Source organism: Desulfosporosinus sp. FKB, from assembly GCF_002196705.1.
Classification (GTDB): Bacteria; Bacillota; Desulfitobacteriia; order Desulfitobacteriales; family Desulfitobacteriaceae; genus Desulfosporosinus.
On record NZ_NADJ01000038.1, the window covers coordinates 314,478 to 338,733 of the forward strand.

The 24,256-nt window shown below is 42.4% G+C and carries 29 protein-coding genes; 2 read left to right on the plus strand and 27 right to left on the minus strand.

Features of this window, described 5'->3' with window-relative positions; genetic code table 11:
* Nucleotides 1–12: 12 nt before the first annotated feature.
* From B5Y67_RS17955 to B5Y67_RS18065, 23 genes are all read right to left on the minus strand, one after another.
* On the minus strand, nt 13–1,956 hold the full coding sequence (locus B5Y67_RS17955; RefSeq protein ID WP_088227777.1) for a phage tail protein: 1,944 nt from the start codon (nt 1,954–1,956) through the stop codon (nt 13–15).
* Nucleotides 1,957–1,977: 21 nt separating this feature from the next.
* Complete coding sequence (locus B5Y67_RS17960) at nt 1,978–2,628, minus strand: phage tail protein I (RefSeq protein WP_170932735.1); 651 nt, start codon at nt 2,626–2,628, stop codon at nt 1,978–1,980.
* A complete protein-coding gene (locus tag B5Y67_RS17965; RefSeq protein ID WP_170932736.1) occupies nt 2,621–3,754 on the minus strand; it encodes a baseplate J/gp47 family protein in 1,134 nt (377 codons plus the stop codon). The genes B5Y67_RS17960 and B5Y67_RS17965 overlap by 8 nt, the downstream gene beginning before the upstream one ends.
* Complete coding sequence (locus B5Y67_RS17970; protein WP_088227780.1) at nt 3,744–4,040, minus strand: hypothetical protein; 297 nt, start codon at nt 4,038–4,040, stop codon at nt 3,744–3,746. Before B5Y67_RS17970 ends, B5Y67_RS17965 begins: the two co-directional genes overlap by 11 nt.
* Complete coding sequence (locus B5Y67_RS17975; protein ID WP_088227781.1) at nt 4,037–4,438, minus strand: phage tail protein; 402 nt, start codon at nt 4,436–4,438, stop codon at nt 4,037–4,039. The genes B5Y67_RS17970 and B5Y67_RS17975 overlap by 4 nt, the downstream gene beginning before the upstream one ends.
* A 14-nt stretch (nt 4,439–4,452) precedes the next feature.
* Nucleotides 4,453–4,941 (minus strand): phage baseplate assembly protein V, encoded by a 489-nt coding sequence (locus B5Y67_RS17980; protein WP_088227782.1) that lies wholly within the window; start codon nt 4,939–4,941, stop codon nt 4,453–4,455.
* Nucleotides 4,941–5,963, minus strand: coding sequence for a contractile injection system protein, VgrG/Pvc8 family (locus tag B5Y67_RS17985; protein WP_170932737.1), 1,023 nt, complete (start codon nt 5,961–5,963; stop codon nt 4,941–4,943). Before B5Y67_RS17985 ends, B5Y67_RS17980 begins: the two co-directional genes overlap by 1 nt.
* Nucleotides 5,950–6,174, minus strand: coding sequence for a tail protein X (locus tag B5Y67_RS17990; protein ID WP_088227784.1), 225 nt, complete (start codon nt 6,172–6,174; stop codon nt 5,950–5,952). Before B5Y67_RS17990 ends, B5Y67_RS17985 begins: the two co-directional genes overlap by 14 nt.
* Before the next feature lie 12 nt (nt 6,175–6,186).
* Nucleotides 6,187–8,406: a hypothetical protein gene (locus B5Y67_RS17995; RefSeq protein ID WP_088227785.1), complete on the minus strand. Its 2,220-nt coding sequence runs from the start codon at nt 8,404–8,406 to the stop codon at nt 6,187–6,189.
* Nucleotides 8,407–8,550: 144 nt separating this feature from the next.
* A complete protein-coding gene (locus B5Y67_RS18000; RefSeq protein WP_088227786.1) occupies nt 8,551–8,868 on the minus strand; it encodes a hypothetical protein in 318 nt (105 codons plus the stop codon).
* An 11-nt stretch (nt 8,869–8,879) separates the two neighbouring features.
* Entirely contained in the window at nt 8,880–9,401 is a 522-nt protein-coding gene (locus B5Y67_RS18005; protein ID WP_088227787.1) for a phage major tail tube protein, read from the minus strand.
* Nucleotides 9,401–10,867 carry a phage tail protein gene (locus tag B5Y67_RS18010; RefSeq protein WP_088227788.1) on the minus strand — a complete coding sequence of 489 codons (1,467 nt, stop codon included), beginning with the start codon at nt 10,865–10,867 and terminating at the stop codon, nt 9,401–9,403. Before B5Y67_RS18010 ends, B5Y67_RS18005 begins: the two co-directional genes overlap by 1 nt.
* Before the next feature lies 1 nt (nt 10,868).
* A complete protein-coding gene (locus B5Y67_RS18015; RefSeq protein ID WP_088227789.1) occupies nt 10,869–11,348 on the minus strand; it encodes a hypothetical protein in 480 nt (159 codons plus the stop codon).
* Between the two features lie 2 nt (nt 11,349–11,350).
* Nucleotides 11,351–11,902, minus strand: a complete 552-nt coding sequence (locus tag B5Y67_RS18020) for a phage tail protein (protein ID WP_088227790.1) — start codon at nt 11,900–11,902, stop codon at nt 11,351–11,353.
* Nucleotides 11,899–12,216, minus strand: coding sequence for a hypothetical protein (locus B5Y67_RS18025; RefSeq protein ID WP_088227791.1), 318 nt, complete (start codon nt 12,214–12,216; stop codon nt 11,899–11,901). The genes B5Y67_RS18020 and B5Y67_RS18025 overlap by 4 nt, the downstream gene beginning before the upstream one ends.
* The gene (locus B5Y67_RS18030; protein ID WP_088227792.1) at nt 12,209–12,562 is read right to left on the minus strand and encodes a hypothetical protein; all 354 of its coding nucleotides are present in this window, start codon (nt 12,560–12,562) and stop codon (nt 12,209–12,211) included. Before B5Y67_RS18030 ends, B5Y67_RS18025 begins: the two co-directional genes overlap by 8 nt.
* A gap of 27 nt (nt 12,563–12,589) precedes the next feature.
* Nucleotides 12,590–13,645 carry a major capsid protein gene (locus B5Y67_RS18035; protein ID WP_088227793.1) on the minus strand — a complete coding sequence of 352 codons (1,056 nt, stop codon included), beginning with the start codon at nt 13,643–13,645 and terminating at the stop codon, nt 12,590–12,592.
* 27 nt (nt 13,646–13,672) lie between these two features.
* Nucleotides 13,673–14,077, minus strand: coding sequence for a hypothetical protein (locus B5Y67_RS18040; RefSeq protein WP_088227794.1), 405 nt, complete (start codon nt 14,075–14,077; stop codon nt 13,673–13,675).
* Nucleotides 14,077–15,273: a head maturation protease, ClpP-related gene (locus B5Y67_RS18045; protein ID WP_207652430.1), complete on the minus strand. Its 1,197-nt coding sequence runs from the start codon at nt 15,271–15,273 to the stop codon at nt 14,077–14,079. Before B5Y67_RS18045 ends, B5Y67_RS18040 begins: the two co-directional genes overlap by 1 nt.
* Nucleotides 15,197–16,861: a phage portal protein gene (locus B5Y67_RS18050; RefSeq protein ID WP_088227795.1), complete on the minus strand. Its 1,665-nt coding sequence runs from the start codon at nt 16,859–16,861 to the stop codon at nt 15,197–15,199. Before B5Y67_RS18050 ends, B5Y67_RS18045 begins: the two co-directional genes overlap by 77 nt.
* A gap of 51 nt (nt 16,862–16,912) precedes the next feature.
* The gene (locus B5Y67_RS18055; RefSeq protein WP_170932738.1) at nt 16,913–17,194 is read right to left on the minus strand and encodes a DUF6148 family protein; all 282 of its coding nucleotides are present in this window, start codon (nt 17,192–17,194) and stop codon (nt 16,913–16,915) included.
* Complete coding sequence (locus tag B5Y67_RS18060) at nt 17,166–19,097, minus strand: phage terminase large subunit family protein (protein ID WP_088227797.1); 1,932 nt, start codon at nt 19,095–19,097, stop codon at nt 17,166–17,168. The genes B5Y67_RS18055 and B5Y67_RS18060 overlap by 29 nt, the downstream gene beginning before the upstream one ends.
* Nucleotides 19,078–19,662, minus strand: a complete 585-nt coding sequence (locus B5Y67_RS18065; protein ID WP_088227798.1) for a protoporphyrinogen oxidase — start codon at nt 19,660–19,662, stop codon at nt 19,078–19,080. Before B5Y67_RS18065 ends, B5Y67_RS18060 begins: the two co-directional genes overlap by 20 nt.
* A gap of 448 nt (nt 19,663–20,110) precedes the next feature.
* On the opposite strand from B5Y67_RS18065, the gene B5Y67_RS18075 reads away from it, so the two are divergent.
* Nucleotides 20,111–20,626, plus strand: coding sequence for a hypothetical protein (locus B5Y67_RS18075; RefSeq protein ID WP_088227800.1), 516 nt, complete (start codon nt 20,111–20,113; stop codon nt 20,624–20,626).
* A gap of 206 nt (nt 20,627–20,832) precedes the next feature.
* Nucleotides 20,833–21,768, plus strand: a complete 936-nt coding sequence (locus B5Y67_RS18080) for a hypothetical protein (RefSeq protein WP_088227801.1) — start codon at nt 20,833–20,835, stop codon at nt 21,766–21,768.
* Here B5Y67_RS18080 and B5Y67_RS18085 read toward each other — a convergent pair.
* The 4 genes from B5Y67_RS18085 to B5Y67_RS18100 all read right to left on the minus strand — a co-directional run bounded on the left by B5Y67_RS18085 (nt 21,765) and on the right by B5Y67_RS18100 (nt 24,227).
* Entirely contained in the window at nt 21,765–22,268 is a 504-nt protein-coding gene (locus B5Y67_RS18085) for a hypothetical protein (protein ID WP_088227802.1), read from the minus strand. The genes B5Y67_RS18080 and B5Y67_RS18085 overlap by 4 nt on opposite strands.
* A 30-nt stretch (nt 22,269–22,298) precedes the next feature.
* A complete protein-coding gene (locus B5Y67_RS18090; protein ID WP_088227803.1) occupies nt 22,299–22,646 on the minus strand; it encodes a hypothetical protein in 348 nt (115 codons plus the stop codon).
* Nucleotides 22,643–23,164 carry a putative metallopeptidase gene (locus tag B5Y67_RS18095; protein ID WP_088227804.1) on the minus strand — a complete coding sequence of 174 codons (522 nt, stop codon included), beginning with the start codon at nt 23,162–23,164 and terminating at the stop codon, nt 22,643–22,645. The genes B5Y67_RS18090 and B5Y67_RS18095 overlap by 4 nt, the downstream gene beginning before the upstream one ends.
* Before the next feature lie 262 nt (nt 23,165–23,426).
* Entirely contained in the window at nt 23,427–24,227 is an 801-nt protein-coding gene (locus tag B5Y67_RS18100) for a replication protein (protein WP_088227805.1), read from the minus strand.
* Between the last annotated feature and the right edge of the window lie 29 nt (nt 24,228–24,256).

The window sequence follows — 24,256 nt, forward strand, 5'->3', positions numbered from 1 at the left end:
TGTTATTACCTCCTAATTAGTTACTAATAAACCATAACACAGTTTATACCAATAATATAAAGTTGAACTAGATGATGCAACCGATACTAAAGTCCAAAAGTCACTTATCCCATTAAGCAAGATACCTTGATTTCCAAGAACGCCAATGCCAAATATATAATAAGGTGCGTAAGTAACAGATAAATCACTATCTATGATAGCCCCGTCAGATAACCTTATTTTCATATAAATCTGACCTGCGCAAATTACATATACATGCAATTTATCAGGTGTTGTGCCATAGGATAATGAACTATAATTTGCATTATAAGTTGAATTGACAGAAATCGAATATATCGGGGTTGGATTGTTAAAGGTAAATTTATAAAAATAGTTCCCCTTTACAATGACAAATGTATCAACGTCAGGAACAACCAACCAGTTAAATGATGGAGCTGAACTTATTGTTATGGCCCATGTACTAATTAGGGTATTTGTAGTCATGTCTATCTTATCAATGTTTCCTTGATTATAATGTATATAAGCATATTTACCTACATTTATGCATCCATCAACATATTGCGAAAATGGCACGAGTGTATTACCCGATAAAATAGAACCATCGGATTCCTGGACTTTTCCCCACTTCGGGTCATTTTGCGTTGTGTTTCCTATGAGATACATATACGTACCATCGGAATACATTGCCCTAACCCTATATCCGTTTACGGAACTCCATATAATATCCCATATAACGGTCATAGTTGTATAATCAATTTTAACTAATTTAGCTGCATTGTTATAGACATATGCAATATAAACATAATTACCCTCAACATAGGTTTTATCGACATAATTAACTGAATATGTGTTATTAAATTGTACACTCGAAATTAGAGTGTTATTATTGTTGTATTTACAGAAGACGTTAGAATTTACTATATAAAAATAGGTAGAAGTCTCCAACGCGAATCTATTAACATACGATCCACCCATTGATAACACAGGGATTGCTGTTAACCTTGACAGGGGTAATACGTCACCAACACCATATTCTTTAGTATTCGTGCCAACTAGATACGATCCGGTGTCATTACTAAATGTCTTACCACTTGCCACATCTGAGGGCAGCGCCGTTCCACCTCCCCCCTTACCCTGTACAATAAAATTTCCGGAAGTGGCCTCGTACTTCAGACTATAAATTGTATTTGCCTTGAAATTGGCTACTGGATTACTGAATGAATCCACTATGTTTTTAACTCCAAGGCCATTAACATTTATATCTGTTGCAGCTGTGCTGGCATTAGCTGGTTTAATGGTAACCCCCATGCCGTCTACATAACTTGTTGGTGCAGGACTTAAAGTCATTACTATATGATTAGATGTACCTGTATCTGGGGCGTATCCAGGTTGCCGCACATAATCGGCCTGATGCGTAGCAAGAGCCTGATTGGTTGCAGCAATGGCATCGGCGTTTCCTTTAACTGTTTCGGTCGTTCTCCCTGCCCCGGCTAAGGCGTTTAAATCATTCTTGCTGGCAAGTACAATGGAGGGATCAACCTTTAACGTGACTGAAGCCGTATTAGATACCTGCAGGACTATTTTTAAATAGAGGTCTTTCGCGCTTCCATCAGCGACCAAAGGCTTATAAGTTTCTGGATACTTGCCGACCGCGATCAAGTCTCCTGCATCATCAAATATCCCGGCTTCACGAACCGAAAATCCTCCATCAGTCGTTGGAATTATCGCTTCTACGACGAGCCAATTAGGGTTATCCGGATCAACATTAATAGCCTGTACCGAACCGCGCCAGACTTCATGAACAAGCGCGGTTTGTGTGTCTGTAGGATTGTAATAGGCCCCGTTGCCATCGCCTGCGGCAAATTGAGTAATATTTACTTTGGTACCTAAGGCAAAGGCATTGGCTATTTTGCCAGCTCCAACTTTCGTTAAGATACTATAAAAATTTTCGGCCATTCAAATACTCCCTCCTATCTCCTAAAGTGGATATACTGTTGTTGTTTCTACGGATTGGCATCCTAATCCAATGACCATCAAACTATTACTATCAACTTCCGTTTGATTCCAAGGATAAACTGTAATGGATTCTCCTGTTGTCATTGCAGCCGCCACATAAAATTTGCTATTCGAGGTTAGGAAGATATTAACAATCTCTAACCACGAACGAGTATTTTTATATTCATTGATTAAACTTTCTAGCTTGGTAAGATTGGATTGGGAAGCTCCTTGCTGACTGGCTTCAACGTTAACCCGAAAAAAATAAGGATTTCCACCATAATTAAACCATTCATCAAGCGAGCAACGGCCAAATACGGTACTTGCGACCATCTCAACAGCTGCTGGAGTTCCTTTGAGCCTATGGGCTTGAACTGAATTCTTAACAAGAGCTCGACGAGTTTCAACAGGTAATTCTGCGTCGTAAAAGTCAACATGCAGTTCCCAGGCCAACAGATCTACCAAATCGCTCTCTAACTCATCGATCCGAGGTAATATAATGCAATCCTGTACCTCATTAACAACAAGTGTAAATTCACTATCAACCGCTTTGGAGGCGGCAATCATATCTGGATCTTGTTTGAGGTTAGGGGGAAGAAGATCTAAGACTGACACTGAATAAATATCAATCATCTTCAAGCCCTCCATAAATAACGCTCGTAACGTTAACTACAGCAATTTGCGTAGTTTCTATTGCTGTATAAACTGGGCTTGAAAGATCTACTCTCTTTGCCCCTACCGCCATAATCAGAGAGATCAACTTTGAGGGATTTATGCTTCTTCCTATCGCTGATTTCTGCCATAACTCATAGCTTTCTATAGCTGCATTGACATTAGCCTGAATCGTTGCTTCCGAAGTTGAATTATCCGTTGAAATATAATAGGTGAGGATTATGTCATAGTTAACCGCTTCAGGTGCATTGACCGTTACATTATCGGTTAATGGACGTTTCGTATCATCACTAAGATAGGATTTTAAACCCGCGAGAAAATCATTATCGGGAATTTCACCATTCTGGAGCAGAACCCTTATGTCAAGAGTACCGGCGCTAGGAGAAGATACTTTCACATCCATAACCGCTGCACTATATTGTTTGGCAAAGAATTCATAAGCTCCGCTAGGCCCAGCAACGCTAAATGATTCAGGAGCAAGCCAGATCCGTTCCCTCAGGCTTTCATCATCCTCGATATCGGCCCCACCGCCGCTTGTATCCGTATTCGTTACGCTGGCGATCCAAGGCAGCGGATCTACAAGGATATTGATTTGTCCGGGAGTAAAACCGTTTCCCTGGCTGCCCGCAGCTGTACATTCCAAAGTCGTAGATATTTCAGTCGTTCCGGAAGGAACCGCTATTGCAGACGTTACTTGAAAGTAGATATTATTTCCCGGGCTTACCCTTGTCCCAGCGGGAATCGTCTGATTAGTCGATTGTGGAGCGCTAAGAATAAACTTTTCAGGTACCGTTGCCTTAGTCGCTGCCAATCTTGTGACCCATGGCGCTCCTTTATTGTCAAGGTAATCACCCTTCGCATATTTAAGTAAGTTTTGCTTTGCCGAAGCATCAATTAAGGTCCTTAGTTGAAATTCCCTCAAGGCCTGAGAATAAAGCCAAATTCTAATGGGATCACCAGGATAGAGAGTTTTGCTTTCTCCGGTCTGTTGCAAATAGGCTTGTTCATACCCTGAAATTAAATCGCTTAAAATCGTATCCACGTCTTTACTGGCAAATTCAACGTCTGGTAAATTACTAAGATCCACTTTCAACCACCACCTTGGGGGTTATAGTTCCGTTCTCAGAATCTATTGCAAAAGATACTTCTTTCACTTTGACCCTGGGTTCGTATTGCTTGGCCTGATTAATATAGGCCACAGTGAGCTTCCCTTTAGCAATGTTTAAAGGCTCATCTAAAATACTGATATCAATACCAAAGGCACGGTCAAAGGGTACCGTGCCTTGTGGCGTCGTGTAGATTACTTTTAAATTACGAAGAATCTCAGAATCACCCCTAATACCAATGATTTGCACGTTTTGAAGATCAATCATCCTATCTCCTCCACGTATTCCTCTAATGTCACGTCAATCTTGCCGCTGTAAAGTTCCCCTTGATTGAATATCGTATCCCAGGCCTCGCTCACGCTTTGAACGTCCCAAAGGTTATCCCCTATGGGTCTTCCGCCAATTACCAGAACACCAGCAAACCCTTGAGATACATATTGAGCCCAACGCTCCATTTCGTCTCTTGGCTTAACGCCATAACTACCATTTAAGTTTACAGTAAAAGTGACCGTATCCAGATCCGGTCCCGAAAATTCTGAGACAGGCTTTTTGCCGATCACAGCATGTTTTTCCCAACGGCCTTTCACATCACGTTTAAAACCGCTAAAGGTTAAAATTCTTTGGTCCGACGTTTCAAAAATAATGTCACCAAAATAACCAATCATATATGTCCACCGCCTTAAGCCGGATGAGTGTGGTGGTTCGTATTGCCGCCAACATCAATAATTGTTCCGGAGGCATTAATATTTCCTTGGACTGTCAGGTCCCCGGTAATATTCACGTTACCAGCAGCATTAATATTAACTCTTCCTGCTGCCACGATCTCAAGTTCTTTTACTTGCCGATCGTACTTTAAAGTAGTCCCATCGCCAAAGGCCTTAAAATATATGTTCTTATCCTGAACAGGAGGCGGATTGACATCGGAGTAAAACCCATTCAAGCAAAATCCTTGCTGAAGGCCATTAGGAAGAAACAAGCACAGGACTTGGCTGCCGATCGGAGGAATATCGTATTCAGAACTAAAAAGGGAGAGCTCCGGACTAATTAAATTGTCCTTATCGCCAAATTTTACTCGGACAGTGCCCTTTACTTCATTTACAGAACTGACTTGGCCAACTCTGATTAAATTCATGAGTGCTTGTAAGGCTTTCCTGGTCTCTGGGTCCATTAATATCCCTCCAAAACCCTATGCATTTCTAAATCAACCGTATAACTCGGTTGGTTATGTGCCGCTTTGTCTATGAAATACTTCCCGTCGAATTTTCCGAAACCGCTAATGTCCACGCAAACACCGCCGATAAGTCGAACATCGCCGACAACATTCATCGTCACCGAAAATTCTTTCTTATTTAATTCGCGGAGTTTCTTTTGAGCAAGCCTCTGCGCCTCTTCCAAGCTATTGACTCGGGTATTTTCAACATAAACCTTATCTTTGGCGGGATCGATATCATCTTTAATGCTAAAAAGATAATCAATCAATCGGCCCTTGTTGGCATCGTAATACGTTACTTGGCAACCGGCATAGGCTGTGTTCGTCAGCGAAGTTTTTAAGTTGTAGCTGTTAACAAGGCCGCCATCCTCTACTAAAGTACAAATGCTTGGCCTATTTTCGTAATCAGCTTCATTGAAAAGTACAATCGTATGATCCGTCACCTTAAACGATATGCCTTCAGACTTACACAAATCGGCTAGAAACGCCATATCTGAGGTATCTGATTGGTCCTTCCGGTCATAGGTTGGGTTAATTGAACTGTCAAAAAACAGATTCAGTCCTGCATTATCGGCAATATCCTGAGCGATTGTTTTAAGGTTAATCTGTTCCCAAGCCTTACTTTTCTTCGTTGTTGTGAAGTTGGTATTAGATGGTGTTGAAATACCCTTTAAAGTCATAACTCGGGGCCGGCCGGTATACTCCGGCTCGTCGACAATAAAGCTGCCGCAGGGAAGAGTTTGACTATCTCCGTCCTTGCGCCAGTTTGTCGTGTTGATTTCTACCGTAAGAGAATCCCCTTTCTCCGGCCACCAGTTATTCAGCCATTTACCACTTTTATCCTTGAGGGTTATTTCTACGTCATCGGCATTATCGGCCGCATTATCAGTATATTTAAAACTCAAAAGATCCTTAATCAGATCCGTTGTGATATCAATTCCTTGGTAAAGGATCTTTATCCCAGCGCTACGTGCCAGCATTGGCAGCACCTTGCTTCCATGGCGGTAACGCTGAATAATCTGTTGAAGTTGACAGTTCAGGTACATTAAGAACGATTCCTGCAGAGAAAAGGACCGTTTGAGCATATTGGGGATTAACTTCGATAAGATTTTTAGCCCATGTTTCATGACCGGATAGTTTATAAGCGATCATATCCCAAGTATCGCCTAAGACTGTTGTATAGGTAGTCATCGCGGTACCTCCTTATCCCGGTTGAAAGGAAAGCCTTTGCTTCTTGGCATCGATTTGCTTTAAACGTTTCTCAAGATCATCGTTACCTCGTTCGACCCCTGCATAAACATCGTCTTCGCTGGCGTTTCCTTGAATGGTGATCTGGTAGGTAACTTGCATTACTTGGCCTAAAGCTCCTTGTGCTCCCCCTAAAATACTCTTTAGTTTAGAAACCGGCGATACAATTTCATCCTCATTACCTTCACCGATATTGGCCAAGATGCCCCCGGCTCTATGCCTAATGTATCCTCCTTGGGCAAGTTGGGGAATCTTGGGTATGTTTATACCAAATTGTTGACCACCAAGGCCAGGTACCCAATCAGGGATCTTAAAATTAATTTGGTTTATGCCGGAAATAGAAGCATTGATTAAGGTTATAACTGCATTCAACGGAGCTTTCAACAAAGTTCCCAGGGTACCAAAGATTCCGCTAAAAATTTTAGTAACCCCTTCCCAAGCACTTGACCAGTTCCCTGTGAAGACTCCCGAAATGAATTGAATGATTCCGTCCAGAATGTTGAACAAATTTTTGGCCAAGTTAGCGACAAAATTGATAATTCCCAAAGCAACAGTTCCAACCTCTGCTCCTACCATCGTGATTAAGCCGATGAGGAACTTCAGGATTGGACTTATAATAGTCCATAAATTATTTACCATTTGGGCTATTCTCGGCATATAAGTCACAAAGGCACTGGCTACCAAGGGAACAATGTTCGTGGCTATAAAGTTAAATAGTTTTAACAATGGCGGCAAAACATTGTTTACAATAATACCGACAACTCCAGAAATCACCGGAGAGATTTTAATAAAAGCTCCGATAACCGACTGAGAAATCTTCTGGAATAAGGGAATCATTTTTACAAATCCTTGGCCGAATTTGAGAGCGAAGGATATGAGAGGAGGACCGTATTTCGACGCTATATCAGAGATTGACTTTCCAAACGCTGCTATATTAGCTTTACCTTGTGAAAAGGCATTGATTACTGAAGCCTTTAGTCCTGAGAGAATGGATATTATTTTATTAACTTTATCCTGTGTTCCCGCTTCATCAGGAAACATGGCGTAAAAAAAGTCGCCTGCCGATTTCATATCACCTTTAAGAAACGAAATTAAGCCTTTTGTTCCAAATTCAAAATAACCAATCATGTTGGAAATGGCTCCGGCAGCGCCTTCGCCTAATGAGCTTTTAAAGGATGCCCAAAACGCCTGTGAAATGCTCGTTCCCGAGCTAAGATTTGTTTTAAATGTGGCAAACGATGAACTAATCTTATTAAACGATGTAGAGATTCCGCTAGACCCTGACGTGAAATAGTTTTTGATATTTTCTATGACTTTTGGTCCTGTGGTCATTAAACTGTTAAACCCGATTAATATTCCATCCAGGAATGGCAACACTTTAGCCCCGATTGTCGCGCCTAATTGCGCTAAATTGGTTTTTGCAATCCTAACCTGGTTGGCAAAGCTTTGCTGAGTCTTATTAAAATCGCCCTGAGCATCCTTAGATACACTGAGTAAGTAACCGTATCTCATTTGAATTTGCTCAGCTTGAGACATGTTATTCCAGCTTTTCTTGATACCTTGGCTCAAGGCATAGGCCTGCAAGTTAGCAACGCTCATATTGATACCAAGACTTTTTAGGGGCTCAGTTTCACCGGAAATACCGGACTTAATTTTTTCAAAGGAATCTCCTATGTCTAAATTATAAAAAGAAGCAAAGTCACCGGCCAGACCGCTGAGATTTTCGCTCATATCGACGAGTTTGTCTCCAGCTATTCCACTAGACTTCATCATTGCTCCCATTGTCCCGGTGAATTGTTTGGCTTGTAATTCAGATAATCCAAAAGCATTAAGGGCTGTTTTGCTCCAAGCATCAATTTGCTTTGACCCGTTACCAAAGGTTGTGTCTACGACGTTTTGGACCTCATTCAGATCCGAGGCCAATTCAATCGACTGTTTGGCAATTTCAGCAAACCCGATCCCGCCAGCTACACCAGCCGCCATTTTTACGACGTTTCCTAATCCTTCGCCGAGTCCTAAAAAACCCTTGCTTGCTTTTTCTGAAGCTGTAGCAGCTTCGATTTGCCGCTCATTTAAGTTACCCATCTGTCTTTGGGCAGATGCAAAGGTACTGCCAAAGCTAGAACTTAACTTTGCTCCAAGTTGAAATGCGATTTGATAAAGTTTACTGGCCATCTGCAGTCACCTCTTTGATCTCTAAGGCAATATCGAGAAAATCCGAGATGTTTAACGTTAGATAAAATTCTATCGACGTGAAGGTATCCAAACCAAGACGGACAGCAGCTTTTCTCAGCCACTGTCCGTCTCCCTGTTTAATACCTAATTGTAAAAAAAACTTGAAATGATCGTTTTAATCTTAATGCCTTCCTTTGCGGGAAGAGCCTGAAAGAATTCGACAGGCTTATTCGAGACCATGCTTGCAATGATACAGACATAACCTGTCGACATCTCGTTCATCATGGCGACCTGACCGGTTGAAATAAACATTTTATCAGCTCTCGCCAAGTCCATGGTTGTTAACCTTTCCAGGCCTGACAAATCTACTTCGTTATAGTCTCTTCCTTCAAAGTTAAAGGTCTTATTAAATTCGACCAAATATTCATTACCCTTTTTTTCGATAACAACCACTTTTTCCATTGCAAATCCTCCTAAATTTGATTGCGGATATCGGCAAGAACGTCGACACCAAAGACATTGTAAATAAAATTGATCTTGTCGAGTTCTAGCAGGGTATTCCCATTTTCCTCAATCTTGATATAAAGCACTTCAAATGTATTCTTCGTGCCTGTAGCCTTCCCAGGTGAAATTTTGCCCAGATCTACGCCCTTGGTTAACACTTTTAAGGTAATCTTCAAGGGTCTATATTGCATTTGTCCGCCCGCGACATCATAACTCTGTTGCGAAGCGCGAAGAACCAAGGATTTTGTTCCCGGAACCAAGAGTTTTGCTGAGTCTTCGCTCACGGTATTAAAACTAAGGTCCATTTCAATCTTGCCAAAATGGCCGGGAACTGGACTTTCATACTCGCCTGCTAGCCCAGCCCCCGAAACTGTTTCGGTCATAGGTTCAAGTTTTGGGAGTGTCGCATCTGCATTGACGCCAATTAGCTTTTCGTTGTCAAAATAGACGTTGTAATTGATCACTTTTTCTGGAATTGCATTAACGGACATTATTGACCACCTCCAAAGAGGGCTGCCTGAAGAATATTCGGATCAAATTGAAGCACATCAATGATATTTTCAGCCGGAGGAAATGCCCCAATCGATTGGATAAACTGAATTTGGCCACCCTGAATTGCACTTATGGGGTTATCTTGTTGCCTGAATTCAATCTTTGCCCCAGCAATTTGCCCCGCCGCTTGATATCCGTTGGCTTTGATATTTTCATCATCTACAACGGATTCAATAAGGCGGTAATTCGTTGGATCATCAGCCTTCGAGAAGAAATCCACAATAAACGAATTTCCCCACCAATCGAAGATCCGGCGAACCGGAATAAAGCGGTCTTTCACGTCCGTTGATGAGGGATAAATCCCGGTATTATTCCCCCAAGAACGCCACCCCGCCATATTAATAGCGGTTACAATCCCATTGCCGTTTAATTCGTTCGCCTGCAGCATATCCAAATAAATTTCAGTGCCATCGGCTAGAACTGTAGCATCAATGGGCAATACTTTGTTCGAAGGAGATTTATACGGGACACTATTGTTTTGGGCATCCGTATAGGAGATTAATGCTGCCATCACTGCGCTGTACCAATAAATCTTGCTGCCGACTTTGAGCTTTGGCCAAAGGACAATATCGCGCTTATCCGTATAGCCATTGGTCGTTTTCCATGATGCTACCGCTGTATAATCCTTAACGGCAGAGCAATCGACATCAAGAACAACTTCGGCGCTAAAACATCCATTAATTGCGGAACTATTGGCATTTAAGGCTTCCTTAACCTCTGGCTTATGACTCCATCCGGGGGCAAGTAATAGCCCCGGTACAAGGGCAAGCCGGGGAAATACCTGTTGAACGCATTCAATTCCTTTATAGGTACCCGTTGCCGAAATATAACTCCCGATAATATCCGTTTCCGTGACCTTCGACGGATCGATTTTTTTACAGGTAACTTTTAACTGCGTGGCATCTGAAGGAATATCACCGGTGCTGACAACTGTTATGATCGGATACCCATCAGCATCAAAGGAAACTGTGTAATCGGTTCCTTTGCTATAGGTTGTCGTGCCCGTGCTGTCCTTGACAACGAATGTATTGTCTAGAAGAACGCCAAACGTGTTTACCTTAGCTGAATTGTTGACAATAGCCACGGTTTGTTCTGGCACGTCCACATTATGGACAGCGGGATCTAAAACATTAATAAGCACTAATGGGCTAACGCCAAACAGGTTGAAACAAGCGTCAATCGACTGGCAAAGCGTATAATTGTCGAAATCGTCGCTATACCCTACTGCAGCCTTCGCTTCATCAAGGTAATGGACTACAATAGGCTTGTTAACCGCCGCGGCCGGATCAGCCAACAAATTAACCGGCGCCGTACCGATGACAACCTGCACTGACGACAGAGATTCAATGGGCTCCGTGACAGGCGTTGCCAGCTCTTGAATGGAAATTCCATGTTGATAAGCCATCTTAAGTTAATCCCTCCTCATCATCAAAAAGTAACTTAGGCACGGTCCAATTAGTTTCCATGCCTCCAAAATAGTAGGGGCAGACATCCTCTTCATTGACCGTCCATTTATAGGGGTAAACACATTCAAACTGTTTGTTGAAAATGCGTTTTTTAAAGAGATGCTGCCGTATTTTTTCCAAAACATTGAGTACATCTTTATGACCTTGGTTGCTTTCATCGTCGTCAAACGTTCCGACGACAAACATAAGCTTGCAAGTATCGCCCGATTCTTCATCGACGCCCTCGCCCTCTTGGATCCGGACGACAACATAAGGGAATGGCGAAATAGTATTCTCGTGCTCATCTTTCTTTGGAACAGGCAAACATTGAGGATAAATATTCACTGCTACATACTCGCCATCAGGATTCTTAAGCTGCATTCCGCTGAACAGAGAGCCCATCTCTTTAACCAGAACGTCCTGTAACTCGGTAGGTATCATTCTTAACCGCTCTCCAATATCCTTTGAATTTCATGATCAAGCCGTTGATCAAACATTTTGGACGCTTCGGATTCAACAAACTGCCTGACACTTGAACTTCCTAACATTTGAGGAACCGCAGGGCCATAAAGCTGCTCGATAGGAAGACGGCTCTTTCCCGTACGGCGAAAAACCTTATTTCCGTTGATGTCGGCCACAAAAGCCCCTACGATTTCTTTGAGACCCGTCTTTTTTACCTGGACTTTTAGAACGCTTGGCGGCTTCTTAGGTCTCGGATTCGAAGGGCTTACTTTAAATTTAATTAAGGGAATTCGTTCCCCCGTCGATTTCACGACGGCCCCAAGAGTCGTCCTATTGGCTTGCGTAATTTTAATGGTACTCCGAACGTCACCGGCTTTAATTTGATAATCCTCTCGGACTTTCTTAACCGCATTAGTCCGGGCATTTTGAGCCGCCCGATTTAAGGCCCTGGCAATAACATTGGGAGCCTTATTTTTAAAGCTCCCAAGTCGTTCTTCAACTTCTTTTAGTTTTTCGGCGTCAATCGTAATCATGAGCCAATAGCCTCCAGGATAATCGTGCAAACACCATCATTCTCTTGATAATCCGAAGCGTGGTATTTTTTACCATCAAACTTAATAATCTGAGATTTGATTGAAGGTTTTAGCCCCCATTCAGACTTCCGGACATGAAAAAGGAGGTCTCCTAAATAGGTACCCTCTGCTGCTTTGAGTTTCCGCTCTTTAAGCTCTTCGTTGTCAGGAACAATGGTCATGAGTTTATCGTCAATGATGTGCTCTTCGCCCAATTCATCAAGATTAAAGAAAATATCTAAATCGCTGGCTAGATAATCTTTAAAATTAGCCATTTGCGGCCGCCGTGGTAGAAGGAGCTGCGGAAGAATTAGCCGGATCAGCAGGAGTTACCGGAGGCATAGACGTTGCTGGTCCTTCAGGCGTCTCACTTGGAGAAGTTGCCGTTTCGGCTTGTGCTGGAGTTTGTACAGATGAATCTGTTGGGGGTGCAGAAGTTTCGGGAGCAGCAGGGGGAACATTTGATTTTGAATTTTGTTTAGCTCCTTCTATCGCCTTTTCGGCAATACCTTTTGAAATAAGCTTGTCTTCTTCAGCTTGAGAAAGCCCTTTGACCGTTTCCCCAACTTTATATGATTTATTTTTAAACCGTATATACCCTTCTTTAACAATAATAGCCACGTTCTTTATCCTCCCTTAATCTGTAAATTAAAGAACTGTTCCTACATACCAAGAATCAACTTCCTGGGGAACTGTCAACGGCCGGCTATGGAGCGCTAAGAATCGTTGCGGCGGATCTTCTTCGATCCATGTTTGGGCGGCTTTTTCGCCAACGATCGAACGGAATCCGCTTGCTGTTGTAGCATCGGTCAGCTTAATTTCGCCGTAATAAATGGTAGTCTTAGCATTGGTGGAACCTAGCAAAACAGTACCAGGGGGAACGATGGGACTTTCCGTCGGGTTGGCAGGATCCGTCCAGTCATCTAAGAACCATTCGTTATAAATATAAATCGGCATGTTATACTTAAGGATCATGCCGCCATAGATGACATTCTCCGATAACTGACGGGGATTGAGTTGCAGAACATTTAGATTGAGACTTAATTGATCTAAATAGCCTTGTGCTTTAACTCTGGTCATAAAGGCATTATAGGCATCCGAAGACATCAAGCAAACGTTGGGAGTATGGTATCCATTCTGTTGGCAAATAAGAACCCAGCGATCAATGTCCGCCATTGGATCGCTAGTATCAGCGCTCCAAAGTGCTCCCCCGGCAAGTGCTTCTTTATTCGTAAATCCAAAATCAATTTCGTAGTTAACACCTTCACCGATAACCGGTATTTTTCCGGTTAACATTGCTCTGGAAGCCATCCATTCTTCACGACGGATATTCATATCGTTAAAGTCGTTTAAGGCATTAGTGAGCATGATCAAGCCTCTTTCTTCAGCTGCCACGGCATTATAAAGACCTTCGCCCGGTAATCTTACAGAAATATCCTCAACGCCAGTTACGTCTTTTGGTTTGAGCAACGGAGTCTTAAAAGTATTGGTCTTATAACCAATTTTCTCAATGGTCTTCCCGGCACTTTTAGGGCTGACAAAGGGCGAAATTCGTCGTTTCCCCTTGTAAAAATCAACATCAACCGTGTCACCGAGAATGGGCAAATGCCTATTGAAAAAGGTATCCCTGAAAAATCCTCCGGTGGCCGGCATAACGCTTACGAGTTGGTCCATAACTCTGGGATCATAAATATTGATTGGCATGTAAGTTTCCCCCTCTTATTGTTTGATTTACTGCTTAACTGCTTGCCTGAGGTAAATATTTTGGGCCGCTAGGATATCCCGGTTGTCATCGGCCGTAGAGGCTCCACCGAAACGCATCGAATTCTCGTTGAAAACCCCAGCTCGATACCCGATGGTTTTGGCTGTAACTCCCGCTCCGGTTGTAATATCTTCGGATGCTACCGCATAAAAACTGTTTTCGTCAGCAGCTCCTGACGGCCTAACAAAATTAGTAGCGACAGTTCGATTGGTAGTCCCAACGGCTCCCTCAACGGCAATGGTTTCAGTGACCTTTTTCTCAAGTAAGTCGCCACGTAGAATCGTTTGGTTCTCTCCAATGGTGATTTCTTCCGTTACAACGTCAATATTCCCGGCAAAAAGATTGTCATAGGTCAATGTGTCAAGATTTGGCATTATTTATTACCTCCTTCTGCAATCCCAAGGGTTTTCTTGGCAATTGCTGTAACCCTGTTTAGGATCCCTGTTACTTCGTCTGGTTTAGTATCATCAGATGCGCTGCCGGGAACTTGATTTGCATTATTGGCATCAGCTTCAGCCTGAGCAACATAGGCTGAATTGATCATTTTCCCTTCCTGTAAGGCTTTAAAAAGCACGCTTTCAGCCGTTGCCCCGTCTTCATACTTGGCCTTGGCCAAAAACTCCGGATCAACTTTGCCATTTAAGACATCAAACGCCTTGAGCCGTTCGGTTTCGGCCTTAACTGCGTTCACTCTTCCCTCATTGATAGCCGCATTGTAGATGTCCGGATGCTTTTCTTTGAGTTCAGCCAAATCCATAATCGTTTCCTCCTCATTATGTTTATTTTGAGGCACCAAAATGGCGCCAGAATCTAAGAGCGTCATCAAATGCTTTATGGATTCATTCGCGCTATTGATGACTGAAAGCCTATTGTAGGCAAAATTCATGACATCACCTGGTTTTTCGCCGGTTTGGTAAAGAATATCGTCGGCAAAGCCTTCCTTCGTGGCGACATTAGCGCTCATATAGGTTTCATCATCCATCATGCTGGAGATTTTATCCCTTGCTATTCCTGTTTTATTAGCATAAGCGTTAATGATGGTGTCTTTAATGACGTCAAGCACATCGGCAGCTTTTCTCATGTCGCTTGCATACCCTTGGACGCTCGATAATGGGTTATGAACCATCAGAATTGCGACAGGAGCCATGAGAATTTGGTCACAGGCCATAAGAGGGATGGTTCCGGCGCTCATGGCCTTACTTCCCACCTTGCCGGTGATGGTTGACCCTGTCTGCTTATGTTCCATGAGAGCAACATACATACCGGTCGCTGCAAAGACGTTGCCGCCATAGCTATCCACCCAAAGCGTAAGGTCTTTCCCGGCATATTGGGAAAGTTCATCGCGAAAAGCATTCGGCGCAGCAGACGGAATACCGTACCACTCATATAACCAGGCGTCCTCATCGTCAACAATAGTACCCTCAATGCGAAGTTCAACGCACTCGGGCTCTGTTTCGGTGGCCGCATTCATGACAAAGTTCCAATATCTAGTTTTAGGTGTTTTCATCGGGTTTGTCGCTTGCCCCATTATTGGCTTGTTGCCGTTTACTGGGGCTAATTGCTGGCCCATTAAATCCCGCCTCCTTCATCTGGGCGTTTTCTCGTTTGGCCTGTTGAACATTTCGGTCAAAGTTACCGCCGTTAATCTCCATCGTCTCTTGTTCCCTCGTACTGAAACCATTTTCCACTCGCATTTGTGCAGCTTCAGCTTCTTTTGTTGGATCAAGTTGGCCGGCGGCAGGTCCATTCCATTCAGCTCCACACCATGCTTTACGGATAACCGGATCATCAAAAAACCTCGGGGCCTTTATTCTCCCGAGGCTAACCGCTTGAGCAAGCCATTCTTCATATATCGGCTGGCAAAAATCCTGAGCCATCCAAGCGCGACGCATTTTAAACATTTTCCAGGCCTCAAGAAGTGCCGCTCTTGCTGCAGAATAACTGGCCTTAAATGATTTTTGCAACAGTTCTTGAGGAATCTCTAGGGCTGCACCAATATATTTTGAAAGTGCATCCACAAAGCCTTCAAAGGCTGTGTTGGGCCTGCCTGGATTCGCCATCTCTACGTCCTCACCAGGCTGAAGAATATTGATAGCGCCGTTGCCTAATTTATAGTCCACTGATTCATTGGTTTCTGCTTGTGGATTTTCCTGGCCCATAGATTCAGGCACCATTGACCCCAAGGGCATTTCACTAGTAGGGCCTTCGGTCTTTACAAATACGGTAAACATGCCTGTTACTACTGCAGCCATAAGCTCCGCTTCGGTATATCGCGTGAGTTGCTTCAAAGTTTCAATAACCGGAGCAAGGAAAGGCACACCTCTTCGCTGTTCAGGACGTTCCGATTCCATGAGATGTAAGACATTGGGCCTGCCGGTTAGAGGCCCAAAAGCTTCAACTCTTGTCCAAGTTAAAGGCGATAAATCACTGGCAAAATAAAAGGATTGCGGGTAACGATTACAAATCCAATACGCAACAACAGCCCCATTAGCATCAATTTCCACGCCAGATATGACTCGATTGCCATTCGGGGCTTTGCCTTCAATGGCAAAGATGCTTATTTCGCCGGCAATAACATTGCTAAAAGTATTGGGAGTGCATACTCTGTCTGCCTCAATAAGATGTACTCTCAGGCCATAAGGCATAAATGGCTGGGGCCTATCCTGTTTTAATAGGGCAAAACCGTCTCCGCTTTGGAGCCATGATAACTGGGCAAGTTGTTGTAGCTCATAAAAGTTGTTCATTTTTAAAGCGTCGCAATGGACCGATTCCGCCCATAGGGAAAATTCTCTCTCAACGGTCTGTTCCCATTCGTCCGCTTCTTCTTCGGATAATCCAAGGAAATTAAAATCAATGCGGGATTTTAGCTTAAGCCCTGATCCAATGACATTGGTGCGCGTCGTTTGTATAGATCCTCTGGCCAACGGGGCATTCATGTACAAATCACGACACCGATTACGAAGTGTATAAAGATTGAGGTCGATATCTTCTTCCGGGCTGGCGCTCCTGCTTCTCCAACCGCGCATAGATTTTTTACGAACGGACGCCCCGCCCTCTGAATAGCCGGTATTCAATACTTTTAGAGCATTTCTGGCGGCTACGCGACGTACTGCCCTATTTGGTGCAAAATACGAAACTGCTCGGTCGATTAAATTCAAATTCTCACCACCTTTCAGGGCAAAAAATAAAACACCTTAAATTTTTAGGTGTTAAATGTCGATCGGAATGGCACCGGCAACAAGATTTCTTCCCCTGCCCCTGGATCGGCTTTCTTCCTGAGCGATTTCCTTTTCGAGATATTTAATCATCTCGGCGACTTCCTGTAAATTTGCCCTAGTAATCGTCTTTTTCGCTAAGGCATAGCTTTGAGCCCCGTTTAAAATCGAATCCTCACACTGAAGATATTCAGCGAGCCGATTATTCAGAGTTTCTAATCTTGTTGCCGTAGTAATCACTCCTTTTTTACAAATCAATGCCTCTTGAAACAACACCGTAACGCCTTTTTTTCGGCGTGTTGTTGGCAATATTACTAGGCTTTTGAGGGCTGTTATCGGTCGTTTCACGCAATTTTTTAAGCATTTCCAAGTTAGGCTTCAAGATTTCAAGCGCTGCAGTGGCGTAATTTCGAAGGTCAAACGGCTCATTGCGTGCCCCGGATGAGCGTTTTTCCCATCGTAATATGGTTTGTCCCCTGGAATAATGGGTTGTTCTGTGCTCAGAAGTCAGCCCTTCGAAGTAAGTTCGGTCATAACCTTTATCATTATCGATAGGGAAATGGCAATACCCAGGCCCTTCAAACTCAACTTTTAGACGCGAAGTAATGGTATCTTTCCCGGCGTCAACACCAATGTTAAATAACCACGCTCCGGCATCATTTCGTTTCGTTGGCCGATGAATAAAGGGTATTCCGCTTCCGCCCTGGCCTTTAATGGCCCATACTCTATTAATTTCTCGGGCTTTGCAATAACTATAAACAGTATCCGAATGATAACCTGAGTCAATACAGGCCGTCATGATCTGAAGCACCTGGCCATCTTCGGTAAGGTATTCTTTGTTTAGGATATCGTCGAGCATTTCCCAGGGAGATCGTATTTTCAATCCTTCCGGGCTTGTAATCGTGGTAAGTTGTCCAGGATCGCCCATAATAACGCCATATTGAATGCCCCAGGACTCCTTTTCCAGGCCCCAGCCTACAATTTCATATTCAAGACGGTTCTTTTGGACGTCAACCCCGCAGGTTAAAACCAAGACATCCTTTGGAACGTCGCAATCATAGCGTTCCCGCCGCTTAACTAAGTCATCCGATTCAACGCCCTCACCCTTTTCCTCCCAAAGTTCACCAAAAAGAGTATTCACGACAACCTTTAGTTTCTGCGGATTATGCTGAGCTTCAAGAAATTTACGTATGATTTTGCTCCAGGATGTCCACGGAGAAGAGAACGCATTCAGCCAGAAAGAGCGAACACCATTGTTATAGGCTTCGGGATTGGCTGCTATCCATTTCGCCGGCTGTTTACGCATGACATTCTCGGGTGAAATACACCCACATGAGGGACATGCCCAGCCGCTTATCGTTACGTTATAGGTTTTCTTCTTGCCAACTTTAATTTCCTCATAGTCATATTTCACATTTCCGAAAACAATATTATGCCAATCGCCACATTCCGGGCATTGATGACACCACCGTTCCTGAGTTCCAAGATAAAACGACGCCTCAATATTACTGCTGCCTTTAATCGTCGGCGTTGATACCTCTACGGATTTTGCATTATAAAATGTCGCCTGCCTCGCTTCAGCCAAGGCCCATGGATCACCTTCATCACCGGCACTTATGGCCCAGCGATCGCGTTCGTCACCAAGGATATATCGTGCTGGAGTTGAGGCCAAAGCCGCGGCGCTGTTTGATCCTATGATCATGAGTGAACCGCCAGGAAATGACTTTTGCAGAATAGTATTGCCGCTATCCTTACCCTTGGCATCAGCTACTTTCGACTTTAACGGCTTACTATCGCGGATCATTGGGGCCACACGGAGACGGGAAAACTTTTTAGCTTCCACAACAGACGGTTGTACAAAAATGATGGTTCCAGGATCTTGGTCGATGATATAGCCAATAACATTAAGTTCAAACTCGGATTTCCCGACCTGTGACGCAGCTACCATGATAATATGATGAACCTTTGCATCACTAAAAGCATTCATCGGCTCTTCCAGATAAGGGGTTCGCGAAGTTCTCCATGGTCCGGCCTCTGCTGAACTCTCAGGGGATAGGCGGCGGTTCCTGTCAGCCCATTCCGAAACAGTGAGGTCTTCGGGAGGCTTGAAGTTTTTGAGCGCATTCGAAATGGCTGCATTCAGCCGGTCGATCGCTCGCTTATCCTTCGTCCGGGCCATCTTTCTCCTGCTCTTTCCAACCTTGACGTTCCCTTACCCGCCGTTTATATTCTTCGGGATCGTAACGATAGTTAGAAAGATCATTAAGGATACCGAAACATTCTTGCTTAATGCGTTCTGAGGCTTCAGCGGCTGTCGTAATACCGGCAACATCAATGGCTAAACGTCCAGGCAAAGCCATAATCATACTTCGAATTGAAAAGACTAAATCGGTTGTCATAGCTTCAACGTCCTCACTACGATGCATTTTCCCCTCAAGCTCATCCAATTCAAGAGCTGCCATACTGGCTTTGCTTTCTTTCAGATCCGCTTCAGCTTTTGACTTTCTAGCCTCGTTCTTTAATGCTTCACTATTTTTAGGCTCGCGGTTGTTAATTTTATTGCTGAGGTATTTAATATACCCCTGAACCGTTGGCATAAGGTCATAACAATTGGCATTCTTAACCTTGGTGGCAACAATGACTCCCTCTTTAGTGAGCTGTTGAATCCTACGCTTCGATACACCAAAAACCTCGGCGAGGTAATCACTGCCCACTAGTTTTGCGTTCGATTCATTGTCTGACATTTTACCTGCCTCCTCGATTTGGCGAAACGAAACGCCCCAAAAAAATTTTTTCAAAACTAGTTTTTTTTCGGGACTCGCAAGACCCGCATTTGGTCAAGTTCTCTGGAAGTACCTTGAACGTCTAAGTTAGTCAACTTGACACTTCTGTTGCCCACATCACTCTTCTCTTTCTCCTTAGTACACTCTAGACATAACAAACTTTCTTGAAAAGAGAAGTATTTCTTTTTACATCTTGTACATTGGAAAAGGATTGGCTCAATTCTCGTTCTCTTGACCAAGACTCTCACTCCTATTCCGCAAAAGAAAAGAGCCCTCAGGCTAATTAAAAACTAACTCCTATATAAAGATCGCATTTAAACAAGGGTATTACAAATTTGCATGATTATGGATTTCACCATGCAGGATTTGCCTCTTTCTTTCCAGAATTAGTAGATTGGAGGTGTTCTATATGACCTGGTTACCTGATTGGTATTATGAATGGTTAAAGGTAAACGGTTATGAATTATATGCAACTATAATTAGCGCAATATTACTACCAATTATGTTATATTCTCTCCTGCGATTATCCGACAAGTGGAATGAAAATAATGAAGAAACAACTGAAAGCTTAAAGATGGAAACCAATATTGACAAGCTTAATCTATTATCTAAAAAGGTCGAAGCTGTATCAAAGGAATTAAACCAAACTTTTAATTTATTGGCTTACGATTTATCAAAACGAATAGAGATAATTGATAAACAAAAAAAGAATATTAATTATCTCAAAGAGCAAGAAAAACAATTACAAGACGATGTAGATGTTCTCAAAAACACATCTGTCGAATCTGCTGAGTATTTTTACAGAGCTATAAAAAGTTATTACAGCGAAGTAGAAAAAAAAAGTTCTATGCGAGCTACTCTTTTCTTTTTCCTGGGTATACTTTCGGGAATTATAATTGATATCGTTAAAGGATTATTTTTTTAGGTTTAATAGCTCTTCATTAGCAAAATTATCCCTTCTGATACTCTATTTAAACTACAAAAAGCCGCCCTTTCGGACGGCCTCTCTTAATACCATGATACCACTGATTTGCACCTAAGCACTGCTAATTTTGTGCCAGATTTCTGCCAAAACACAAAAATAATTCAGCGGAAAATTATTTTCAAATATTATGGCTAGGGAGGATCAATATGAATGACTTAATTAGTGTTAGAGAGTATGCTAATAAGATTGACGAAGTTACAATGAAACAATTTGGGAAAGATATAACTATTGACCTTGACTTTATTCTTGAAGAGAAAAAAAAGGAATTTAGGAGTCTCATTGAAAACAGGCTTGAAGATTTTATAGTTTTATTTGATATTGCACTGAAATTATCAATTCAGATTCATGAAATATGTAAAAAGAATAATTCAGAAAGCAAAACCAGCTTAGCATTAGTAGTATTAAGCGCAAAAATAGTAACCATGATGATAAGTATTAGGACATTACTCTATAGTGGTATGATGGACGGAATAAAATGTTTACAGCGATCACTAATTGAAACAATAAATCTATTTTTCTCTTGTTTAAGTAATAAAGAATTTAGCAATAAATTTGCCAATAAGGAGGAAATGTATGATAACGACGAATTTTGGAATAAAAATATCTCTCGTGGAAAACTCAATAAAGACATTGTGCGATTATTTAGTAAGCTAGATTATAAACAAGAATTTATTGATTACTTTCGTAATCGAAGAAATGAACAGCAAAAATTTTTGTCTAATTCAATTCATTCATCATTTAACTCGTCGTTTTCGAACTTTATTATGATAACTTTAGACTTTAAATATAATGATGATTGCTATGGTAAAGTGACCACAGCCTACCCCAACATGATATTAAGTCTTTTGGAAGATATCAATATTTTGTCAATGGTATTCTATGATTCAGTAAATAAAAAGATATCTGAACACTTTCTGACATTTGATTTTGGAAAAGACAATTTTGTATATTGTCATTTTTATAATCAATATAAAATTCTATTTGAAGAATATCATCTTAGGCTTAAAAATGAAGGGGATAAATACTCTCAAATGTTAAAAGAGGCATACAATTTTTTCCTTCAAAATCAATTCAAAGATTAAGGTGATACCCACCCTAACTCCTCAAAACTAATCTGCTCTCTCTTTACATACCCAAACAACTGAGCAGCTAGAACAATAAGCTCGTCCTTCAATCTGTAATACGACCTCACAGCCATCCCAATCTCACCAGCTACCCAAAAATCCTTATTAAATCTTTGCATATACTTAAGCTCAATCAATTTCTTTTCTGTCGATCCTAAAGAATTAAGAATCATATCTACCTCACGGATCTTTAGCCTTAAATCCCTGATTTCAATCTCCATTTCTAATCTACTCTCCGCATATCCCCCTGTCTTATCACTAATACTTCCAATAGAACGGCCAGGACTTAGACTAAGCTGAGCCGTATTGCTCGGAAATTCAGTCTCAAGCTGTGCAATAAGTATTTGTAGACGAAGTTTATCCTGCGTGTAAGTCATGAACCGACGGATCGTTTGTCGGTACCATAACGGCTTTACACGCTTTTTCTTTTCTGTTGTCACAATTTCAGCCTCGCCCAAGCCCTTTCCCTCCTTATCCGCAGGAATAACTTATCGTTTAGTTTCCCTTCCCGCTAAATCCTGACCAGCTTCCCACTCCCGATAAATTGCAAACCACTGCTCAGCATCCATACATATTTTCCAATTCTCACGATTTCGGCGGAAGGCCACAATTGGCATTTCTCCCTCTTTGGCGTCCCTGCGACTTTGGGCCATAGCCTCTTCAATGTTCAGCTTTTCGACTCTCTTACACTCAATATGAATCCCAGGAAGGCCAACAACATCTTCACCCTCGATACCGCAGAATTGTTGTCCGCGCCTGCAGTTGTATCCTTGATCTCGGCAGAGGCGGGCGAATTCGCGTTCACCTTCTGCTCCTTTTGCTCGGCTATTTGTCATTGGGCCATCTTCATCTCCTGTTCACGCTCTGCATCATAGATAGTCATTTGGTAATCTGCCTTTCTTACGGCCTCAGCAAACTTTTCAATTCCATAATCCCAAAGTCCATGACGATGAATCACGTCTGAAAATTCTTCAACGTCATGCTCACGTACATACCAGCTATCAGGATCGCTTTTCTTGGCCCATTCCTTGCGAATAACTTTTCCTGTTTCCGGGTTGATTACTTCCATTCCCGTTTTACGCTGAATATGGCAAAGTTCATGATCAACCAAGGCCTCAAGCCTGTCCATGGACCAATTTTCAAGGGCAACATCGATAATAAAAACATGAAACATCATGCCCGTTAAGAAACGTTCGAAACTTGAGCATTTCTTGCATTTGCCTGCCCAATCCACTCCACTGTCATCACGAGTGTAATATTCTATGAGTTCCTTAGCATCCTTAAGATGCGGATGGTGTTCGTCAATCAATCTCTCAGCGATATCTCGAATTCTTGGCGATTTTTCGTAACCCATTGCGTATCCTCTCTTTCTTGTAACACTTGTCTTCTATCGCTCATAAGCTACCCTTGAAGGTGGTGAAACAATAGTGTTGTTAAGCTGTCCCAATTGCCAGAACATGGATCACTTAAGCAAGTGGATCCAACATACAGCCGAAATCTTAAGGATAAACATAATTCCAGCTGCTATAAGTCCTATTTATTTCTGTACAAATTGTTTAAATGCTTCGGCTAGCGCAAACCTTCCTCGCATCGAGCATTAAACACCGGTTATTGCCTCACAAATAAAAGTTATCGTACTTGGTTGATGAACCTGTCCTTTTTGGGTTTGTCGGGCCTCTCGTCTGCTGTCCCTTATTCGCGTAATTCTTAAACGGATCGCTCTCAGTCTTGAACTTATCCAGCCCTCGAACAAGAAAATCACTCAGTCCCCATTTGTATGTCCAGAAATATTTCTCATTGTCCTTGAGGATAGTGTCATAATTATCGACGGCTTCAAGGATTTCATGAACTGAATATCCTTCTTCGAATCTCGCATTTATGTGACCGGATATTTTTTCAGTGAGCGTTTTGTGGGTAATGATTTTTTTAGAATTCCAATGCGAAAAGACTATATATATATTTTCTTTATATATTTCTTTCTTTTCTTTCTTGGGTGAACGATCGTTCCCCTCATGAGGGGAAGAATTGTTCCCCTCACAGGGGATTGATTGTTCCCCTGGTGAATGATTGTTCCCCACCTTTTGAGGGGAATGATTGTTCCCCAGCCAAGTGTCAAAATCCTTGTTAAATTTCAAAGTCCTTGATTCTGCTTTCGTGTTTTCTTTTGTGACTAAAAGGATATTTCTATCAATAAGGACCTTTAATTCCTTTTTGATTGCTCTGCCTGAAAATCCGGTCGCATTTGCAAGGAAGCTCACTGACATCTCATGTTCACTTCTTTGAAATCCATAAGTAAATCTCCAAACTGTGAGAATGATTGAATACTGGGTACCGTTCAGGTGGAGTTGCGCTGATTTCTCAAGTAAACTATTTGCAATTCTTGTGAACTCCCCTGAGTCAATTTGAACGTCAGCCATTTCTCCACCTTCTCCGTTAAAACAATGAT

Coding starts and splice junctions, on each gene's coding strand:
- B5Y67_RS17995 (WP_088227785.1), bottom strand. CDS start 8,406: ATGGCCAGTAAACTTTATCAAATCGCATTTCAACTTGGAGCAAAGTTA.
- B5Y67_RS18040 (WP_088227794.1), bottom strand. CDS start 14,077: ATGCCAAATCTTGACACATTGACCTATGACAATCTTTTTGCCGGGAAT.
- B5Y67_RS18005 (WP_088227787.1), bottom strand. CDS start 9,401: ATGTCCGTTAATGCAATTCCAGAAAAAGTGATCAATTACAACGTCTAT.
- B5Y67_RS18045 (WP_207652430.1), bottom strand. CDS start 15,273: ATGGGCCAGCAATTAGCCCCAGTAAACGGCAACAAGCCAATAATGGGG.
- B5Y67_RS18035 (WP_088227793.1), bottom strand. CDS start 13,645: ATGCCAATCAATATTTATGATCCCAGAGTTATGGACCAACTCGTAAGC.
- B5Y67_RS17990 (WP_088227784.1), bottom strand. CDS start 6,174: ATGACTACCTATACAACAGTCTTAGGCGATACTTGGGATATGATCGCT.
- B5Y67_RS17975 (WP_088227781.1), bottom strand. CDS start 4,438: ATGATTGGTTATTTTGGTGACATTATTTTTGAAACGTCGGACCAAAGA.
- B5Y67_RS18075 (WP_088227800.1), top strand. CDS start 20,111: ATGACCTGGTTACCTGATTGGTATTATGAATGGTTAAAGGTAAACGGT.
- B5Y67_RS18010 (WP_088227788.1), bottom strand. CDS start 10,867: ATGGCTTATCAACATGGAATTTCCATTCAAGAGCTGGCAACGCCTGTC.
- B5Y67_RS17980 (WP_088227782.1), bottom strand. CDS start 4,941: ATGGACCCAGAGACCAGGAAAGCCTTACAAGCACTCATGAATTTAATC.
- B5Y67_RS17960 (WP_170932735.1), bottom strand. CDS start 2,628: ATGATTGATATTTATTCAGTGTCAGTCTTAGATCTTCTTCCCCCTAAC.
- B5Y67_RS18015 (WP_088227789.1), bottom strand. CDS start 11,348: ATGATACCTACCGAGTTACAGGACGTTCTGGTTAAAGAGATGGGCTCT.
- B5Y67_RS18095 (WP_088227804.1), bottom strand. CDS start 23,164: ATGGGTTACGAAAAATCGCCAAGAATTCGAGATATCGCTGAGAGATTG.
- B5Y67_RS18060 (WP_088227797.1), bottom strand. CDS start 19,097: ATGGCCCGGACGAAGGATAAGCGAGCGATCGACCGGCTGAATGCAGCC.
- B5Y67_RS18020 (WP_088227790.1), bottom strand. CDS start 11,902: ATGATTACGATTGACGCCGAAAAACTAAAAGAAGTTGAAGAACGACTT.
- B5Y67_RS18000 (WP_088227786.1), bottom strand. CDS start 8,868: ATGGAAAAAGTGGTTGTTATCGAAAAAAAGGGTAATGAATATTTGGTC.
- B5Y67_RS18065 (WP_088227798.1), bottom strand. CDS start 19,662: ATGTCAGACAATGAATCGAACGCAAAACTAGTGGGCAGTGATTACCTC.
- B5Y67_RS18090 (WP_088227803.1), bottom strand. CDS start 22,646: ATGACAAATAGCCGAGCAAAAGGAGCAGAAGGTGAACGCGAATTCGCC.
- B5Y67_RS18100 (WP_088227805.1), bottom strand. CDS start 24,227: ATGGCTGACGTTCAAATTGACTCAGGGGAGTTCACAAGAATTGCAAAT.
- B5Y67_RS17985 (WP_170932737.1), bottom strand. CDS start 5,963: ATGCTGGCACGTAGCGCTGGGATAAAGATCCTTTACCAAGGAATTGAT.
- B5Y67_RS18025 (WP_088227791.1), bottom strand. CDS start 12,216: ATGGCTAATTTTAAAGATTATCTAGCCAGCGATTTAGATATTTTCTTT.
- B5Y67_RS17955 (WP_088227777.1), bottom strand. CDS start 1,956: ATGGCCGAAAATTTTTATAGTATCTTAACGAAAGTTGGAGCTGGCAAA.
- B5Y67_RS17970 (WP_088227780.1), bottom strand. CDS start 4,040: ATGATTGATCTTCAAAACGTGCAAATCATTGGTATTAGGGGTGATTCT.
- B5Y67_RS18080 (WP_088227801.1), top strand. CDS start 20,833: ATGAATGACTTAATTAGTGTTAGAGAGTATGCTAATAAGATTGACGAA.